General features: G+C 59.0%; 13 protein-coding genes. 9 read left to right on the forward strand and 4 right to left on the reverse strand.

Annotation, left to right across the window (positions count from 1 at the left end; all coding sequences use genetic code 11):
- The first annotated feature begins 145 nt into the window (after positions 1–145).
- Positions 146–1,714: a carboxypeptidase M32 gene (locus tag ACFMO7_RS08255; RefSeq protein ID WP_322481158.1), complete on the forward strand. Its 1,569-nt coding sequence runs from the start codon at positions 146–148 to the stop codon at positions 1,712–1,714.
- 168 nt (positions 1,715–1,882) lie between these two features.
- Here the strand turns inward: ACFMO7_RS08255 and ACFMO7_RS08260 are convergent, their stop codons facing one another.
- Positions 1,883–2,491: a CAP domain-containing protein gene (locus tag ACFMO7_RS08260; protein ID WP_376795022.1), complete on the reverse strand. Its 609-nt coding sequence runs from the start codon at positions 2,489–2,491 to the stop codon at positions 1,883–1,885.
- Between the two features lie 512 nt (positions 2,492–3,003).
- Here ACFMO7_RS08260 and ACFMO7_RS08265 point away from each other — a divergent pair.
- Positions 3,004–3,819, forward strand: coding sequence for a hypothetical protein (locus ACFMO7_RS08265; RefSeq protein WP_297162419.1), 816 nt, complete (start codon positions 3,004–3,006; stop codon positions 3,817–3,819).
- A gap of 192 nt (positions 3,820–4,011) precedes the next feature.
- Here ACFMO7_RS08265 and ACFMO7_RS08270 read toward each other — a convergent pair whose 3' ends face one another.
- Both ACFMO7_RS08270 and ACFMO7_RS08275 read right to left on the reverse strand, forming a co-directional pair.
- Entirely contained in the window at positions 4,012–4,434 is a 423-nt protein-coding gene (locus tag ACFMO7_RS08270; RefSeq protein WP_297162416.1) for a heme-binding protein, read from the reverse strand.
- Positions 4,435–4,629: 195 nt separating this feature from the next.
- Entirely contained in the window at positions 4,630–5,541 is a 912-nt protein-coding gene (locus ACFMO7_RS08275) for an oxaloacetate decarboxylase (protein WP_297162414.1), read from the reverse strand.
- A gap of 414 nt (positions 5,542–5,955) precedes the next feature.
- On the opposite strand from ACFMO7_RS08275, the gene tal reads away from it, so the two are divergent.
- The 7 genes from tal (at position 5,956) to ACFMO7_RS08310 (ending at position 15,459) form a co-directional block, all read left to right on the forward strand.
- A complete protein-coding gene (tal, locus tag ACFMO7_RS08280) occupies positions 5,956–7,101 on the forward strand; it encodes a transaldolase (RefSeq protein WP_297162412.1) in 1,146 nt (381 codons plus the stop codon).
- Positions 7,098–8,843, forward strand: a complete 1,746-nt coding sequence (locus ACFMO7_RS08285) for a bifunctional transaldolase/phosoglucose isomerase (protein ID WP_297162410.1) — start codon at positions 7,098–7,100, stop codon at positions 8,841–8,843. The genes tal and ACFMO7_RS08285 overlap by 4 nt, the downstream gene beginning before the upstream one ends.
- 377 nt (positions 8,844–9,220) lie before the next feature.
- A complete protein-coding gene (zwf, locus tag ACFMO7_RS08290; RefSeq protein WP_297162407.1) occupies positions 9,221–10,771 on the forward strand; it encodes a glucose-6-phosphate dehydrogenase in 1,551 nt (516 codons plus the stop codon).
- A 517-nt stretch (positions 10,772–11,288) separates the two neighbouring features.
- Positions 11,289–12,530 carry a glucose-6-phosphate dehydrogenase assembly protein OpcA gene (locus tag ACFMO7_RS08295; RefSeq protein ID WP_297162404.1) on the forward strand — a complete coding sequence of 414 codons (1,242 nt, stop codon included), beginning with the start codon at positions 11,289–11,291 and terminating at the stop codon, positions 12,528–12,530.
- Positions 12,531–12,661: 131 nt separating this feature from the next.
- On the forward strand, positions 12,662–13,411 hold the full coding sequence (pgl, locus tag ACFMO7_RS08300) for a 6-phosphogluconolactonase (protein WP_297162401.1): 750 nt from the start codon (positions 12,662–12,664) through the stop codon (positions 13,409–13,411).
- Positions 13,408–14,124 (forward strand): ribulose-phosphate 3-epimerase, encoded by a 717-nt coding sequence (gene rpe, locus ACFMO7_RS08305; RefSeq protein WP_297162398.1) that lies wholly within the window; start codon positions 13,408–13,410, stop codon positions 14,122–14,124. The genes pgl and rpe overlap by 4 nt, the downstream gene beginning before the upstream one ends.
- 366 nt (positions 14,125–14,490) lie before the next feature.
- Positions 14,491–15,459 (forward strand): P1 family peptidase, encoded by a 969-nt coding sequence (locus ACFMO7_RS08310; RefSeq protein ID WP_297162393.1) that lies wholly within the window; start codon positions 14,491–14,493, stop codon positions 15,457–15,459.
- A gap of 868 nt (positions 15,460–16,327) precedes the next feature.
- On the opposite strand, the gene ACFMO7_RS08315 is transcribed toward ACFMO7_RS08310, so the two are convergent.
- The gene (locus ACFMO7_RS08315) at positions 16,328–16,945 is read right to left on the reverse strand and encodes an NUDIX hydrolase (protein ID WP_376795023.1); all 618 of its coding nucleotides are present in this window, start codon (positions 16,943–16,945) and stop codon (positions 16,328–16,330) included.
- Positions 16,946–17,531 lie beyond the last annotated feature (586 nt).

Below are 17,531 nucleotides of genomic sequence, written 5' to 3' on the forward strand. Positions count from 1 at the left end.
CTATGCTATGCTGTTAACATGCCCTGAAGAGCGATGCCACTCTCCCAATGAGCAGGGTGCCACATCGTCCGTCATCGCATCTCATTTATCTCTCTTGTTTGCTAGCTGATTGCGATTCTGTGGCTTTGAGGAGAAGAAAGTGCCTATGTCGTCGTTGCATTCACAGCATCAACAGCAAGCCCGAATGCTTGAATTCACACGCTCGCATGAGGAGATCAATGCTCTGCTAGGCTATCTGCAGGAGATCTCTGACCTGGCAGCGCTCGGGGCGCTGGCGGCTTGGGACCAGAATACAGCTTTGCCAGAAGAGGCCGGGGATGTGCGTGGCGCCCAGTTGGCAACCTTGCAGGGTGTGCTCCATGAGCGCTGGACCTCGCCCGAGCTGGGGCGCCTGGTGGCCAGGCTGGAGAGTGTCGTTGAGAAAGAGCCATTCACCGATGCCGATCGTGCTCTGGTGCGCGAGGCAAAACGCGAACATGAGAAAGCCACACGCCTGCCTCGCTCACTGGTCGAAGAAATGGCCCGCGTGGAAGCAGCCAGCTTTGAAGCCTGGCGCCGGGCTCGCGAGCAGAATGACTTTGCCAGTTTCGCACCCTGGCTGAGCCGCACGGTGGCCTTGCAGCGCGAGATCGCCGAGCGCTATGGCTATCGCGAGACACGCTACGATGCCTTGCTCGACCTCTTCGAACCCGGACTGACAGTACGCAAGCTCGATGCCCTCTTTGCTCCAGTACGCGAGGTCAGCCTCTCTCTGCTTAAGCGCATTCAAAACAGTGGACATACTATCGATGCCTCGTGTCTCTATGGCCACTTCCCTGTGGCCCAGCAAGACGCGCTTTGTAAGCGCCTGCTAGAGGCCTTGGGCTATGACTTTCAGCGCGGCGGCCTGGCCCATTCGCCACATCCTTTCACTACTAGCTTTGGCAGCCCGCTGGATGTGCGCCTGACCATCCATCCCCAGGAGAACTTTCTCGCCTCGGCAGTCATGGCGGCCATCCATGAGGGAGGCCACGCTCTCTATGAGCAAGGCTGTGCGCCCACCCTCCTACGAACGCCTCTGGCTGGTGGGGCCTCAATGGGGGTGCACGAGTCGCAGTCACGCCTGTGGGAGAATTACATTGGCAGATCCGAGCCGTTCTGGAAAGGCCAGTTTCATCTGCTGCGCGCCGCCTTCCCTGAGCATTTTACAACCATTGATGCTGCAACCTTCTCGCGCGCCCTCAATAAGGTCGAGCCGAGCCTGATCCGTATCGAAGCTGATGAGGTGACCTACAACCTTCACATTATCATCCGCTACGAGTTGGAGCGCGAGCTGATTAACGGCGAGTTGGCTGTCGAATCGCTCCCACGCCTCTGGAATGCCCGTTACCGCGAGTACTTGGGCATCACCCCAGATAGCGATCGCAATGGCGTCTTGCAAGATGTCCATTGGACCAGTGGTTTTGGCTACTTTCCTAGCTATACGCTGGGCAATCTCTATGCAGCGCAAATCTACTACACTCTACTCAAAATCTTTCCAGATTTCAACAATCGGCTTGAGCAAGGAGAAACATCTTTTATCCTGGAATGGCTGCGTCAGCACATGTACGTTTATGGCATGATCTATCTGCCCGAGGATCTCATCAAGCGTGTCACTGGTGAGGCGCCCAACGCTGACTACTTTGCTCACTATCTCAAGGAGAAATTTGGTCGTCTTTATGGGCTGACTGATTGAGCCAGACTCGGGCAATTTGGCGAGTGACAGAGTATGCAGCAGGAAGGGTAAAGCTCGAAGAAAGAGCACAATAGCGGCGCAAGACTCGATGGGCAGGCAGACGGCAGAAGAGAGAAACAAGAAGAATAACCACCCCATGCTCGAGTCCTGCCTGCCCTCGCTGCCGCTCTAATTCGTGAAATCCTCGGTCACCCAGACGTAGCCCCGGCTATCAAGGTAGATCCCGATACCAATGCGGTGAAAGGCACTACTGAGCAGGTTACGCCGATGCCCATCATTAGGAGGCTGCTCGTTTAGCATGCTGCTCTCAATGAGCTGCACGCCGCTCCAGGCATCAGGTGAGGCCGAGGCATAGCCCACATTCTCGCCGCATACACTCCAGGTGATCCCCTCTGCACTCACGCGATCGCAAGGGGCAGCTTCGCCGGGGCAGGCGTGACTGAGACCACAGTGAGCCATGTTCCAGCTATGCAAGCGCGCGCCGGCTGAGAGGGTCCCATCCAGCGTATAAGCAGGCAGACCCTGACTGGCCCGATCGCGGTTGATGAGGGCCAAGAGCTGCTGCCGTAGCTGACTTTCCTGACTTGTCTCTGCGGGAGGAGCTCCATAGGGGCCGCTGCCCCCAGGCGCCAGCGTCGGAACAGGGGTAGCTGCTGGAGAGCCAGAACGCCCTGCGGTGGGACTGGGAGCTGGCGTCGAACGAGAGCGCCCGGTTACGCTCGGGGTCGCCGTCCCCTCGCCGTGACCCGTGATGCTAATAGGGGTAGCTGCTCCCATAGCCCCGGAAGCTGTTGCCGTTGCCCGTGGCCCACCTGCAGGAGAGGATCTACTGCTCCCCGGCGTGGCTGATCCTTCCCCTGACGCCGGACCCATGGCCGGCAAACTTCCACAACCGGCCAGCCAGGTCAATGCTAGAGCGAGGAGCAGCAGCCACGCCAGCCGCCTCTTGCTCATCACGGCCTCCTCCCTTCTCCAGGCTTTCGGTATCTACTCTGAGGCGAAGTCACTCTCTTCAGCGCTTGAAGATCAGTCTGGCAGCAATTGTAACATAAGCGGCCCAGCACGTAGCGAGCAAGCAGAGAAAGCGGAGGATGACTAGTACTGAAGTCCTGGAGAAAGAGAAGGTGGAAGGCTCAACCGTCTACCTTGCACAATACGATTGTTCATCCTCTGGCAGGCATGGCTGGGCGCGTTGACAATGCCGCATACGAAGCAGTACAATTCGGGCAGGCATCTCTTCTTGTAGGACAAATGTGGCTTGTGGTAACAGATGGGAAGGAAACCGAGGCATGTCTGAAGATACCCAAGATCAAACAGATCATGCTTTTGAGCGTGCCATTACCACCCTGTGCAACTGTCGGAGTCTGATCCGTCATCATCCTGAGCTGCCAGCATTCCAGCGCGAACAACTGCTTAGCGATATCGAAAAGACCCTGGAACTCTTGCAGACCTGGGCCGCCAAAGCAGCCCAAGAAGCCCTGTTGTCCGCCGGGCCAGCGTCCCAACGGCCTTCACATGAGCAATCGACCTTACGCGCCCTCTATCAGCTCTATCAGGAGCACGTCAACTCACCGCAAGCCAGCACCCAGGTACTCAGTGCCCGCTTCAACGAAACCCTTACAACCCTGAAGGAACTTCAGGACCTCATTCAGGAATGCAGCGATCTCGATCTAGAGAGTGATCAGCACCAACTCAGCACTGCCCTGCAACGGGTCGGAGCCTTCACGGCGGACCTCTACTGTCTCTTTATGGAATTCCGTCGCTCGTTGGCGGCGATTCTTGACGAGCAAAGCAGCTACATCCATACCGAAGAATTGACCAGCCTGCAGCGCCTGCGCCTGCCAGAGGAAGCAAAGCCAGCGCCCCCCGTGCTACGCTCCCTGCACCTGCGTGAAGACCATCGCCGACTCGACGAGCAGAGACAGGCCCTGACCAGCCGGCTCGGCGACGCCACAGCCTTTCTCGTTCTGCTAGAGGAAGGTCTCCGCAGCGACCTTAAGCGGCGCAATGAAATTATCAGCCACCTCCATAGTATCGGGCAGCTACTGCGCGACATGGCTGGTTTGCTCGCTGGCTACGAAGAAACGCTGAGGGCCATCCTCTAGAATCAGAACAGCGGAGGGTCAGGCCCGTCAGCGCTTCTTCCTCGCTAGCCCGCTTTGCGCGGCCAGGGACTGTCTGGCTCGTAAAGAGGACAGACAAGCGAAGATAGGGGAACAAGCCAGCAGAGCAATGCCAGGTGCATATGCTGCACAGCCCGGGGGGCGTAGAGAGCAAGCAGACAAGCGCTGTCTGGCCTAAAGCGCCGCCAGAGCCGCCTGTGCCACCTCCATGTCCTGAGTATAGTGTCCGCCGCTCACCCCGATGCCGCCAATAATCCCCTCGGCAGTCTTAATAGCGAAGCCGCCACCGAAAACGATCAAGCGATCCGTCTTAATGATCCCATGCAACAAAGGAGGATCGTTCTTAATAAACTCAAACCACTCGTGGGTTGCCATGCCCCCGAAACTCACCGCTGTATAAGCCTTATCCTGAGCGATCTGAACGCTCAAGAGCGGCGCCCCATCCATGCGGCTGAATGCCTTTAAAGTACCATCTGGATCGCAGATTGCAATACACATTGGTACACCAATTTCGCGAGCTTTAGCCTCAGCAGCAGCGATGAGGCGATGGGCAGCTTCAATCGAAATGCTCGGCTTCTGAAAGCTATTCTCGGCCATCGTCGGCTCCTTTCATTGATCTCCAACAAGAGCAAGATCCAGTCGACCAGCACAAGCAAAGACAGGCGTCGCTTCTTGAACGGCATCAGAAAGACACTCAGCCCAAGCCAGCGCGTCCACAGCGTAGCCCAGCCGCTAGAAGGCAGTCTAGCCAGCAGCCTCTAGCTAAGCGATCGGCCCTGGCAGGCCTAACCCTCAGCCCTGTTGAGGAGGTGAAGCGGCCTCCTGGCGTCCACCATACACACCATAACGAGCCTCTAGCTCCTGGATAAAAGGCAAGCCGACCAGCTCGGTAAACTGCTGGAAGCTCACTGACTGTTCAGAGAAAGCCAGAGGTGTCTCTCCTCGCTTCAGTCCTTCCAACAAACGCAGCATGGCATGGGTGGCGGTAAAGAGCAGGGCGACGGGGAAAAGTACCAACTTAAAACCCAACTCCCGAATCTCGCTCAACGAGAGCGGAGGAGTCTTCCCGCTCTGCGCCCAATTGAAGAGCAGAGGCACATCGGGGAAAGCCTGGACAATAGCGCGCAGCTCCTCCAACGTACGGGGGGCCTCAATAAAAATCACATCGGCTCCTGCCTCGCGATAGGCGCGACCGCGGCGTAGGGCCTCCTCAAAGCCGAGCACCGCTGCGGCATCGGTGCGCGCAATGATCACAAAATCAGGGTCCTGGCGAGCTTCCACTGCTGCGCGCACCTTCTGGACCATCTCCTCCATTGGAATCACCTGCTTCCCCTCCATATGCCCACACTTCTTGGGCCAGACCTGATCTTCAAGATGCAGTCCGGCCACACCGGCCCGCTCATACTCGCGCACCGTGCGGCGCACATTCAGTGGATTCCCATAGCCCGTATCAGCATCAGCAATCAGGGGCACCTCGCCGGTCACCGCCGCCAGCGCTGCCGCACGGCTCACCATCTCACTCATAGTTAGCAAACCAACATCAGGCATTCCGAGCACGCTGGCCGACGTGCCAAAGCCTGTCATATAGACCACAGAGAAACCAGCCTGAGCAATCAGGCGCGCGCTCAAGGCATCGTAGGCTCCCGGGGCCACCACTAAATCAGGGCCGGCCAGTAACTGGCGCAAGCGCGTTGTCACTCGCATCCTAATTCCCTTTCCTTCTCTTCTCCTCCCGCACACGGGAGATACTCGTGGCTGGGCTGGTGGGCATCTCCCAACCAAAGCAGAACCAGCTATTCTGCTACTGGCAAGTGTAGCCTATGTACTGCCTTGCTGCAAGCAACCTACAAGGCAAGCCTCTGCCAGTCAGCAAATCACCAAGAGAAGGCCGCGTTCTGGACCGGGATTTGCCGCCGGGCGGAGGCAGGTGTTATCATAGAAGAGGCAACCTCTTAGTGTAGCGATGACAATAAAAGCTCAAGGGCAGCGGCGAACGAAGAGCGCGGCCGCTGCCGTAGATTGTCCCGCGTGGGAATAAAACCGGCCCGCAGGCTCTTTCCACTAAAGAGAGGGGTAGAACAAAAGAACGGCATGATGCCTTGACCAGAGGAGAAGAGCATGGCAAATCCCTTGTTACAACTGAAGGACTACGGACAGAGTGTTTGGTACGACAATATTGACCGCGCGCAGCTAGAATCCGGGGAGTTCAAACGTCTCCTGGAGGAGGATGGCATTACTGGGGTCACAGCCAACCCTACCATCTTCGACAAGGCCATTAGCAGTGGGCACGCCTACGATGCCCAAATTGAGGAGCTAATTCGCCAGGGGAAGGGAGTTGAGGAGATCTATGACGCCCTGGTCGTACGCGATGTCCAGACCGTAGCCGATCTGCTGCGTCCCATCTACGAGCGCAGCGCTGGGGTGGACGGCTATGTCAGCCTGGAAGTCTCACCGGACCTCGCTCACGATACAGAGGGGACATTGGCGGCGGTGCGCCACTACTGGCAGCTCGTCAATTGCCCAAACCTGATGATCAAGATTCCTGCCACCCCTGAAGGGCTGCCTGCCATTCAACAGGCCTTAACCGAAGGCTACAATATCAACATTACCCTCATTTTCTCCATTCAGACCTATCGTGAAGTAGCCGAGGCCTACCTGACAGCCCTGGAGAACCGCAACGCCGAGGGGCAGGACATCGGTAACATCGCCTCGGTGGCCAGCTTCTTTGTCAGCCGCGTTGACACCCTGGTTGACAAGCTGCTTGACGAGAAAATCAAAGCTACTGGTGATCCTGCCGAGCAGGCTCGGCTCCGCTCGCTGCAAGGCAAAGCGGCTATTGCTAATGCACGCCTGGTCTATCAGGAATTCAAACGCATCTTTAGCTCACCGCGCTTTGCTGCCCTGCGCCAGCTTGGTGCCCACGTACAGCGTCCGCTGTGGGCCAGCACCAGCACCAAGAACCCAGCCTACCGTGACGTTCTCTACGCGGAGGAGCTGATCGGCCCCGATACGGTCGATACCATGCCCTACGAAACGATCGAGAAGTTCCGCGATCACGGACGGGTTCGCTACAGCATCGAAGACGACCTTGATGGCGCACGGGCCCTGTTCAAGGAGCTGGAGCAACTCGGCATCTCCTACGAGGCGGTCACGCAGCAGCTCCTCGAGGAAGGCGTACAGAAATTCGCCGACTCCTATCATCAGTTGCTCAACACCATTCGCGCCCGTCAGCAGGCGCTCAAAGAGAGGCAGGTTTCGCGGTGACAGCACAACAGGAGCCAGAGCCACAATTTGAAGCCGAAAGTGCTCTTCAAGCGCAGGTGCAAGCGGCGTGGCAGCGTCTGGATAACGAACAGGTCGCGCGGCGGATCTGGGAGCGCGATGCCAGTCTCTGGAAGAGCGACCCGGCGGTCCAGCAAGAGATCCGCGAGCGCCTCGGCTGGCTAACCGTTGCCGGCACCATGCAGGAGCGCCTAACGGAGATCGAGAGCCTCGTAGAAGCGGTACGGCGAGACGGCTATCAGTACGCTGTACTGCTGGGGATGGGAGGGAGCAGCCTCTGTCCCGAGGTACTGCGTCTGACCTTCGGCGTCACGCCCGGCTACCTGGACCTGTTCGTACTCGATACCACTGATCCTGACACCATCCGCGCCGTTGAAGAGCGCATCGACCTCAATAAAACGCTCTTCATCGTCGCTTCCAAGTCGGGCGAGACCATTGAGACGCTCTCGCACTTTCGCTACTTCTGGCAACGGGTCAGCGAGTTGGGCGGCGAGAGTGGGGCCCACTTCATTGCGATCACCGATCCGGGTACCTCCCTGGAGCGGCTCGCCCGTGACCATCACTTCCGCCACGTCTTTGCCAACCCGCCCGACATTGGAGGACGCTACTCGGCGCTCTCTTTCTTCGGCCTGGTCCCTGGTGCTCTAATTGGTCTCGACCTCAAGCGACTGCTAGAGCGTGCTCAAGCGGCCATGACTCGCTGTAGTGCCGTACGCGCTGCCGCTGACAATCCCGGCTTGCGCCTCGGGGCGATTCTAGGAGCTCTCGGTACCCACGGGCGTGACAAGATCACCTTTGTGCTCTCCCCAGCCATTGCCAGCTATGGCTATTGGGTTGAGCAGCTCATTGCCGAAAGCACTGGTAAAGAGGGGCGTGGTCTCTTGCCTGTCGAAGGGGAGGCCTTGGGCGTTCCCGACGTCTATGGCGATGACCGCCTCTTCGTCTACCTACGGCTAGAAGGCGACGACAACGCCGCCCTTGATGAGGGTCTGCAGCGCCTGCGCGCCGCAGGTCAACCGCTAGTACGTTTCCAGTTGCCTGACCGTTATGAGCTGGGAGCCCAGTTCTTCATCTGGGAGCTGGCCACAGCGGTCGCTGGCATCTTCCTACAGATCAACGCTTTCGATCAACCCAACGTCCAAGAGAGCAAGGATAACACAGCCCGGCTCCTGGAACGCTTCCGTCGGGAAGGGAAGCTCCCCGAGCTGGAACCAGTCGTCAGCGAAGGAGCGCTGCGCATCTACGGCAGAAAGTTGAGCGAGGGAGAAGAGGGTCTAGACAACTACCTGCGTGCCTTCCTCGGCCAGGTACGTCCAGGCGACTACATTGCCCTCATGGCCTATGTTCAGCGCAGCGAAGTCAATGAGAGCGCCCTGCAGGCGCTACGTCTGCGCCTGCGTGATCGCTACCGCGTTGCGACAACGCTCGGCTATGGTCCGCGCTTTCTACACTCGACCGGCCAGTTGCACAAAGGTGGGCCCAACAACGGCGTCTTTCTCCAGATCACCGGTGATATGCAGCAGGACATCGCCATTCCGGGCGAGTCCTATACCTTTGGCATCCTGAAAGAAGCGCAGGCGCTGGGCGATCTCTTCGCCCTCTCCGCGCATCAGCGACGCAACATCCGCATTGCTATCGGAGGTGATCTGGCTGCCGGCCTGCAGGCCCTTGCACAACGGCTGGCCCCCGTAGAGACGCAAGGCGACGGACAGCCCTCGCGCTGAGGAGACACTAGCAAGCGCACAGAGGTGCGTGGAAGAGCCGTGCCGTCTTGAACCCTGGAAGGAAAGCGACACTACCGGGCAGGAGGAGCAAGGCATCTGCCAAAGGGCAGACCTGGCAGGCTCCTCCTTCAGCAAAGTGCTGCCTAGCCGGGGGCGGCCTCCGGCTCAGTCGGCTTGCCAGCCTGCCTGGCCCGAGCATATGGGAAGATCTTCAGAAGATTTTAAATCTGCACAAGTATTGCACTACAATGAATATAGCCGATGACAGGCGATGAGAGGTCCTGGTTACAGACCCGGTAACGGACGAGCAACCTGGAACTCAGTCGAGAGCGTCTATTGTCTGTCAAGAACAAGTGATGACCAGGAGAATATCATCGATGCCTCAACGCAGCGCGGTCGAGGCGCCCAATCCCCTACGCGAAGGGCTGCGCATCAAGCACAGTCCTGAGCCCTGCGCGATGGTGATTTTTGGGGCGACTGGCGATCTCACCCATCGGAAACTCTTGCCTGCTCTCTACAATCTAGCCTTAGAACACCCGCTGCCAGCGGGCTTTTCCGTCATAGGCTTTGCGCGCCGGCCTTACACCGATGAGCAGTTCCGAGAGCAGGCTTTTGAGGCTATCAACGAATATTCGCGCCAGAAGCCCATCAATCAGCAGGTCTGGGAGAGTTTTGCGTCCGGCATCTTCTACCTGCAGTCTGACTTTCACAACCAGGCGGGCTACGAAAAGCTCAATGCCCTGCTCAATCGGCTGGATCGGGAGCGTGGCACGGGCGGCAACCGCATCTTCTACCTGTCGACACCGCCGAGCCAGTACCCTGAGATCATCCAGCGCCTGGGAGCAGCCGGCCTGAACAAGAGCCGCAAGGGCTGGACACGCATCATCATCGAAAAGCCTTTTGGCCATGACCTGGCCTCAGCCCGAGAACTGAACCGCCAGGTGCTGCGCGTTTTCAAGGAAGAGCAGGTCTATCGTATCGATCACTATCTGGGCAAAGAGACCGTTCAGAACATACTGGTCTTCCGCCTGGCTAACGGCATCTTCGAGCCAGTCTGGAATCGCCGCTACGTGGACCATGTCCAGATCACCGTAGCGGAGAACATCGGCCTTGAAGGGCGAGCGGCCTACTATGAAGAAGCGGGCGCGATTCGCGACATGGTGCAGAACCATATGATGCAGTTGCTGACCCTGGTCGCGATGGAGCCGCCGATCGCCTTTGACGCCACAGCGGTACGCGACGAAAAGGTCAAGGTGCTGCATGCCCTGCAGCCGCTGCAGGGGCAAAATGCCCTGCTCAACACCGTTCGTGGTCAGTATACCGCTGGCTGGATGAATGGACGGCTGGTGCCTGGCTATACGGAAGAGCCTGGCGTCCGGCCTGATTCCACCACAGAGACCTACGTGGCCCTTAAGGTCTTCGTTGACAACTGGCGCTGGGCAGACGTGCCCTTCTACCTGCGCACTGGCAAGCGCCTGCCCAAGCGCGTGACCGAGATCGCTATTCAGTTCAAGCAACCGCCTTCGATGTTCTGGCAGCGCAGCAACATCCAGGGGCAGATCGAACCCAACGTGATTGTGCTGCGCATCCAGCCAGACGAAGGCATCTCCTTGCGCTTCGGCGCCAAAGTCCCGGGCACCGAGATGCAGATCCGCTCGGTCAACATGGACTTCTTCTATGGCTCATCCTTCATGCGTCCGCAGCCGGAGGCCTATGAGCGGCTGCTGCTAGACTGCATGCTAGGTGACTCCACGCTCTTCACACGCCGGGATGAGGTAGAAGCGGCCTGGGAGTTCATTCAGGGAATTATGGATGCCTGGGCCGAAGCGCCGCGCGAGACCATCCATCCCTATGAGGCTGGGACCTGGGGCCCCCAGGCCGCCGACGAGTTCATTTGGCGCGACGGGCGCCGCTGGCGACGGCCCTGATTCCTCGTGTCCGCGCCAATAGCGCGGACACAGCCACGGGGGCAAGTGGCAGACTTGTGTACAGAGCACAAGCCAGATAAGGATCAGCGGCCAGGCAGCCACGGTCGATCGTCTGAACCTGGCTGCCTATGTGTCCTTGTCCGCCAATCTCGCACCTGGAGTGTGCCAGCCAGACATGGGGGACTGGCTGACACACGCACTGCGCCTGTCTGTCGGTCCTGCTGCGCTGCTGATCCTCCCCAGACTCGCCTAGCAGGAACAGATAGTCGGCAGGGCAGTAACATAGCATAGCAAACAAAGTACTGGCGGGCGCCAGCCGAAGCGCCTAGTGCTCGCTGGCCACTGCCACCAGGCTACGCGAGGAGCTGTTTGCCTCGCGGTACCTTGCCCCCTATGTCCTAACAGTCAAGTAAGCAAGAAACTGCAGTAGCTGACGCACGCTATCCAGGCAGGACGGCCTCCGCCCGTCCGTCAGGTGCCTGGAACGATGCCGTTCTCTAATCAGGGGAGATCTGGAATGACTGTGGACCTCGACCTATCCCCGGGGACACGCTCGCTGTGGGCCGGTAAGGCCATTCCCTGGGAGCATCTGGAGGAAGAAGTGGCTTTGCTCTGGAAAATGGCCGCCGATAACATGCGCATCGGCCAGAATATGAGCGTGCGCACCAGCGTGCTCAATCTGGTAATCTGCGCACCCTCCACCGCGCGCGCTCGCTATGTTAGCAATCTGCTGCGTGATCTGCTCAGTACACATATCGCGCGTGTTGTCATTCTGATCCTTGAAGACGATCGCGACGCGCCGGCCTCGATCGCGACCTGGGTGACCCTGCGCAGCTTCCCAGTCATTTCAGACCTCACTCGTCACCATTTTGAGCAGATCACAGCCCTGCTCAGTGGGCCGGTGGTTGAGCATAGTGCTGCTCTTTTGCAGAAGCTCGTCAGACCTGACCTGCCGATCTATCTCTGGTGGCTTGATGAGCCTCCGGCCGGCGGCGACCCCCTTGACTCGCTGGCCGCCATCAGCCAGCGGCTTATCGTCGATTCGGCCAGCTTCCAGACACCAGGGCCGACCTTGCGCTTGTTGGCCTCGCTGTTAGAAACGCATCCAAGCTGTGCCATCAGTGACCTGAATTGGGGACGGCTCACACCGCTGCGCCAGTTGGTCGCCCAGTTTTTTGACGGTTTGGAGTATCGTCCCTACTTCGAAGGCATTCAGCGCATCGAGATCGAGCATGCCGTGCTCGAGGCGCCGGGTGGTAGTGACCGCCGTCTCCAGGGGGCCGCCGCCACTCTGCATCAGCGGCTACAGGAGCCTGCCCGTGCCCTATTGATGGGAGGCTGGCTCAAAGAGCGTCTCACCTGGCGCCGAGTCGCCTGTAGCGCTTCCTGCCCCGGCAGCGTCGAGAGCCTGCCGCCAGGAGCCTATCACTGGTGTCTGGAGAATGGGGCTGGGCAGCCAACGCGCATCGATATTCGTCCGCGTGCCGAAGGAGAGGTCCCGCCGGGAACGATTTGCCTTCTGCGTCTCACCAGCCGGCTCGAGGATCAACAAGCACTGTTCAGCATCAGCCGCCTGCCTGGCGACAGCGATCATGTCCTGACCTCCATCGAACTTGAGCAGGAACAGCCCCGGCAGCGTACCCTAAACCTCAATGAGCAGCGCCAGGAGAGCCAGCTCTTAGTTGATGAGCTAGAGATCACTGGGCATGATGACCAATTTGAGAGGATTTTGCAGGAGCTAGCTGCTCTGCTTGCCTGACCTAGGCCAGCCATCCTGAAGGCAGCGCCTTCGGGAGCCTCCTCGGGGAATGAGCGGGAGCATCGGCTCTTAGCTGCTTACTCGCAAGTTATGCATCTTTATCAGATCTCAGAGAGGATAGAACTAAGGAGATGCAGCAACAGATCGCCATCTATCCTGACGCCGAGAGCCTCAGCCAGGAAGCGGCGCGTCTTGTAACGCGTCTCGCCCAGGAAGCCATTGTCACCCGTGGGCGCTTCACCCTTGCCCTTGCTGGAGGCTCAACGCCACGCAAGCTCTACAGCCTTCTAGCCAGTGAACCCTATCGCAGTCAGATCGACTGGACGCGCGTTGAGATCTTCTGGTCTGACGAACGCTGCGTCCCACCTGATCATCCAGAAAGCAACTACCGCATGGCTCACGAAGTCATGCTCAGCAAACTGCCCATTCCTGCCGCCAACATTCACCGCATGCCGGCAGAGCAGACCGACCATCAAGCTGCTGCCGAGAGTTATAGCGCCGAGCTGCGCCGTGTCTTCAGCACCACGGGAGTGCCCGTCTTCGACCTCATTCAGCTCGGCATGGGTCCTGAAGGGCACACAGCTTCACTTTTTCCTCACCAGCAGGCCCTTCACGAGCGCGAGCGTCTTGTCCTGCCCGTCAGTGTTCCCAAGCCGCCGCCTGAGCGTCTCACCTTCACCCCGCCTGTCATCAATGCTGCGCGTCACATCCTCTTTCTTGTCACCGGCAGCGACAAAGCCGAGGCCATCCGAGCGGTGCTTGAAGAAGAAGGCGCGCCCGATGACTATCCCGCGCGCCTGGTCCATGCCGCCGCAGGTGAAGTCACCTGGCTCCTGGACACAGCCGCTGCGGCAGCCCTCCAGAGGAGGCCCTCAGCATGACGACCGAGCAGCCGACAGCCCGAGCAGCCCAAGCGCCACAGCCGCCGGCGCCCATTGGTCTTGTTCCCTCTATTCTCAGCGCTGACTTCAGCCGTCTTGGACAGCAGGTGCGCGAAGCCGAAGAAGCGGGTGTTCAGCGTATCCAGATTGACGTCATGGACGGGCACTTTGTTCCCAATATTACAATGGGGCCGCTTATTGTCGAAGCCGTGCGGCGCAGCACCAGCCTTCCGTTAGAAGCACATCTCATGATCACCAACCCTGAGCACTACATTGAAGCCTTCGCGCGGGCCGGGGCTGACGTCATCATTGTCCACCAGGAGACCTGTCCTCATCTACACCGTATCGTGCAGCAAATCAAAGAAGCTGGCAAACAAGCGGGGGTAGCGCTCAACCCCTCGACGCCCGTGTGGCTGCTAGAAGACATCCTCTCCCTGCTTGACCTAGTGCTCATCATGACCGTCAATCCCGGGTTTGGGGGCCAGGAATTCATTCCTGAGACGCTGCCCAAAATCGCGCGCGCCAGGCAGCTCCTCAACGAACGTCAACTCCAATGTGACCTTGAAGTTGACGGAGGCATCAACGAGCACACCGCGCCGCTGGTCGTCCAGGCGGGGGCCAACCTGCTCGTAGCCGGCAGTGCCATCTACAACGAGCGTGAGAGCGTTGCCGCAGCCGTTGAGCGCCTGCGGCGGGCCCTTGCTCTTAGCTGATTCCCACCAGTTGATTCCCTTCCTCAACTATCCAAGGGGCACGTGGCACCAACCAGGAGATCGGCAGAGGCGTGCTGACCCGTTCCAGAGACAGACTGACCCTGAGCGCCTGGCACCTGGCAGATCTGGCACGAGCGGCAGCCTTGCCGGGCGCGTCCATACTCGTCGAATCGAAGCCATAGCGATCAGGTGATACAGGCCAGGTCAGGGGCAGTGACGAGCGCGCATGTGGCCTAGCACAAGCGACCATATGTCCAGCTTGCTCTTTTGACCTGACCAGGCTCAGACGTTCAGACGAGCCGCAGCGACCAACCACACCGCAGCATGCATGACAGCTCTCTACAGCTCTCTCAGGAGGCACAGGACATGTACAATGACATCACCGATGTTCCAGGTATTCGCGTTGGGCACGATACCAACCTAGAAGCTGGCACCGGCTGCACAGTGATCCTCTGTGATCCCCCCGCGGTTGGCGGTGTAGATGTCCGTGGTGGAGCCCCAGCCACGCGTGAAACTGATCTTCTACACCCGCTCTGTCTTGTCGAGCGCGTCAATGCCATCTTACTGACTGGAGGCAGCGCCTTTGGACTAGAGGCGGCCGCTGGTGTCATGCGCTATCTCGAAGAGCGTGGTCAAGGCTTTCAAGCCGGTAACGTGCGCGTCCCTATCGTCCCAGCAGCCGCCATCTTTGATCTTGGCCTCGGCTCGGCCCACATACGACCCGATGCTGCCGCTGGCTACCGGGCCTGTGAACGGGCGAGCGCAGGCCCGATCGAGCAAGGCAGCGTAGGAGCTGGGACTGGAGCTACCGTAGCCAAGCTTGGCGGTGGTCACAAAGCGGTTAAGGGCGGGCTTGGCTCAGCCAGCACCCAACTAGCTGATGGAACACTTGTCGGAGCCTTAGTAGTTGTCAACGCCGCGGGCAACATTGTTGATCCGCACAGTGGAGCCACGATTGCAGGGGGGTCAGGGGCCGCAGAAAGCCCTGAGCAAGGTCGCCATCCCTTCAGCAACACCACCCTGGCCGTGGTTGCCACCAGTGCCACTCTCAGTAAAGCCAGCGTCAACAAAATAGCGCAAATGGCTCACAACGGCCTGGCGCAAGTCATTCAACCGGCGCACACCATGTTTGATGGCGACATAGTTTTCGCCCTGGCCCTAGGAACAGAAACAACACCTCCCCCTGATCCTGCGATCACCGCAGCGCAGGTCAGCCTCATAGGGGCCGCGGCAGCCGCCACCCTGGCAAGGGCCATTATTCAAGCTGTTCGCCGCGCCACCGGGCTCCACGGCATTCCGGCACTCGCCGACCAGCCGGGTCAGCCTGAAAAGTAAGACAGGCACTCGACCCGCTCAAGCGAGGGCATAGCAAAACGATCCCCATTGCTATGCCCCCTGAGAAGCGAGCGAGAGACGCATCATCCTTGGCCGGCAAAAGGCGCACAGTCGATCGATCCAGGCCAACGCGGACCCTGACTGAAGCGAGGGAGCGAGGCAAAAGCGCAAACTAGTCGCTGACCTGGCTGCCGGCGGGCAGAGCGGGCCAGAGCTTCAGTCAAAGCTAGGCGAGGGCCGGCCGATACTGGGCCGTCATCGAACCGGCGCTTACACAAGTAGCGAGCGAGAGCAGGCGAAGCACATCACGGTTCCAGAATCAGTAACAGCAGCAGCCCTCCACTTAGCAGCGTAACCAAAACGCAACACAATACCAGGAGACGAAAGAGAGGAAGACGGGCCGCTGGAAGCGAAGCGGGCGCCGCCGTAGGCGCTTGCCATTCAGCGCGCAGGGGCAGATCGCGCCGCGTAGCCAGCGTTTTCAGGCCTCCGGCTGTCGACTCCCGTGCAGGAGAAAGGCCGTGCGAGCTGCGTATTCCCAATGCCGAGTGCGGCTGCTCCGAGGGGGGGAAGACAGGAGGGGGAGTCACAGGCAAAGCGAGGGGGGGGTATGCAGCAGAAGAGGGGGACGAAGCAGGCGAGTGGGGGAGCATCGCCTGATCCGCCTGAACAGGTCGGAGCTGCGCAGAGTGGGCATCGGAAGTTGGCAGTCTCACAGCAATCTCCACCAGCGGCAACTGAGAGCCAGACCCACAACTCACACAACGAACAACGGAACCTACAAGAAACGCGCTATAGAACAGCGCTACCAATGCAGTAGCTAGTGTTTATTGTAGCCGGGTGAGGGGAAGAATCAAGGAGACCATGACTAATGGGCTGTTGATTCCTCCAGCAGAGAGAGTAATTGGTGTAAAATACGAGCAGTAGCTCCCCAAATGCGATATGGGCCATATTCATAGAAATAGACAGTGCGACGCCAACCGGCAGTATCCCAGACCTCACTATGGAAGATGCGGGGATCAGCCAGAGCGGGAAGGGGAGCGCAGATCACCTCGGAGACCTCAGCGGCCTGAGGAGTAAGTGGGCCGGGGCCGGAAGGTAAGAAAGCCACCACAGGGATGATCCAAAAATTAGTGACCAAAGTAAAAGAAGGGGGAAGCAGGCCGAGGACCTCAGCGCGCTCGGGCGCAAGGCCGATCTCCTCCTGAGCCTCGCGCAAAGCTGTCATTACCGGATCGCGATCCTGGGGATCGACCGAACCGCCGGGAAAAGCGATCTCGCCGCTATGAGTGCGCAGCGTTGCGGCGCGGCGGATCAACAGCAAGCAAGGCTGGCTGTTTGCCTCAAAGAGCGGCAAAAGCACGGCAGCGCGCCGGAGCGGACGAGAAGCGATCTCAGGAGGTGGAGCGAGCATCGGAGCCTGGTCGGGAGGAGCCAGGCGAGAGCGCAGAGTGGTCACCACCTCGCTAATGCTGGACATATTCATGTGCCTATTCTACCACATTCACGCCGCAAAAAGGGGTTGGTTGAACTTGCGTGGGTATGATACAATGTGGTAAACAAAAAAACAGCGGGGAGGTCCGCCGAAAAGCTAGCTTTTGCCTTGCATTCACAGGCGGCTTTTGGTATAATTAGAGCATCGAGTGGGGGTATGCTTATACAAGGCTTTCATTGTGCCCATATATACCTTATGACCTGTCTGCGGGCATCGTTTCGTAGAACTACTCTCTAGCACGAATGGGTGTACTATGGAGAATCGTCGTCTCATAGTAGGAAGTACAACGACAAGCAGCAGCCATCGCAGCCTGAGCAGCCTCCTCCGATAGCCAGTTGTCCGAGACGCATCCCCCCGATCTCAAGATGACGTTCCTGTCGTTACCCCTGGCAGAAGCGAAGACGGACTAAGGAAACGGGCGATCTACGTACGACATACGTTAGACAGGATCAGAGGGCGCTCGAGGGGCAAGGCAAAAAAACCGTGGATCGAAGGGGGTATTTTACCCATGCAAGCACAACAGCACGGCGACCTTTCGACACCGCCAGCGGCAAAATCTCAAAGCGGGCAGGTACAG

Source organism: Thermogemmatispora sp., assembly GCF_042408735.1.
GTDB lineage: Bacteria > Chloroflexota > Ktedonobacteria > Ktedonobacterales > Ktedonobacteraceae > Thermogemmatispora.

Excerpts from the sequence above, each read along its gene's own strand:
- ACFMO7_RS08255 (WP_322481158.1), top strand. The coding sequence starts at position 146 with ATGTCGTCGTTGCATTCACAGCATCAACAGCAAGCCCGAATGCTTGAA.
- ACFMO7_RS08260 (WP_376795022.1), bottom strand. The coding sequence starts at position 2,491 with ATGGGAGCAGCTACCCCTATTAGCATCACGGGTCACGGCGAGGGGACG.
- ACFMO7_RS08265 (WP_297162419.1), top strand. The coding sequence starts at position 3,004 with ATGTCTGAAGATACCCAAGATCAAACAGATCATGCTTTTGAGCGTGCC.
- ACFMO7_RS08270 (WP_297162416.1), bottom strand. The coding sequence starts at position 4,434 with ATGGCCGAGAATAGCTTTCAGAAGCCGAGCATTTCGATTGAAGCTGCC.
- ACFMO7_RS08275 (WP_297162414.1), bottom strand. The coding sequence starts at position 5,541 with ATGCGAGTGACAACGCGCTTGCGCCAGTTACTGGCCGGCCCTGATTTA.
- tal (WP_297162412.1), top strand. The coding sequence starts at position 5,956 with ATGGCAAATCCCTTGTTACAACTGAAGGACTACGGACAGAGTGTTTGG.
- zwf (WP_297162407.1), top strand. The coding sequence starts at position 9,221 with ATGCCTCAACGCAGCGCGGTCGAGGCGCCCAATCCCCTACGCGAAGGG.
- ACFMO7_RS08295 (WP_297162404.1), top strand. The coding sequence starts at position 11,289 with ATGACTGTGGACCTCGACCTATCCCCGGGGACACGCTCGCTGTGGGCC.
- pgl (WP_297162401.1), top strand. The coding sequence starts at position 12,662 with ATGCAGCAACAGATCGCCATCTATCCTGACGCCGAGAGCCTCAGCCAG.
- rpe (WP_297162398.1), top strand. The coding sequence starts at position 13,408 with ATGACGACCGAGCAGCCGACAGCCCGAGCAGCCCAAGCGCCACAGCCG.
- ACFMO7_RS08310 (WP_297162393.1), top strand. The coding sequence starts at position 14,491 with ATGTACAATGACATCACCGATGTTCCAGGTATTCGCGTTGGGCACGAT.
- ACFMO7_RS08315 (WP_376795023.1), bottom strand. The coding sequence starts at position 16,945 with ATGAATATGTCCAGCATTAGCGAGGTGGTGACCACTCTGCGCTCTCGC.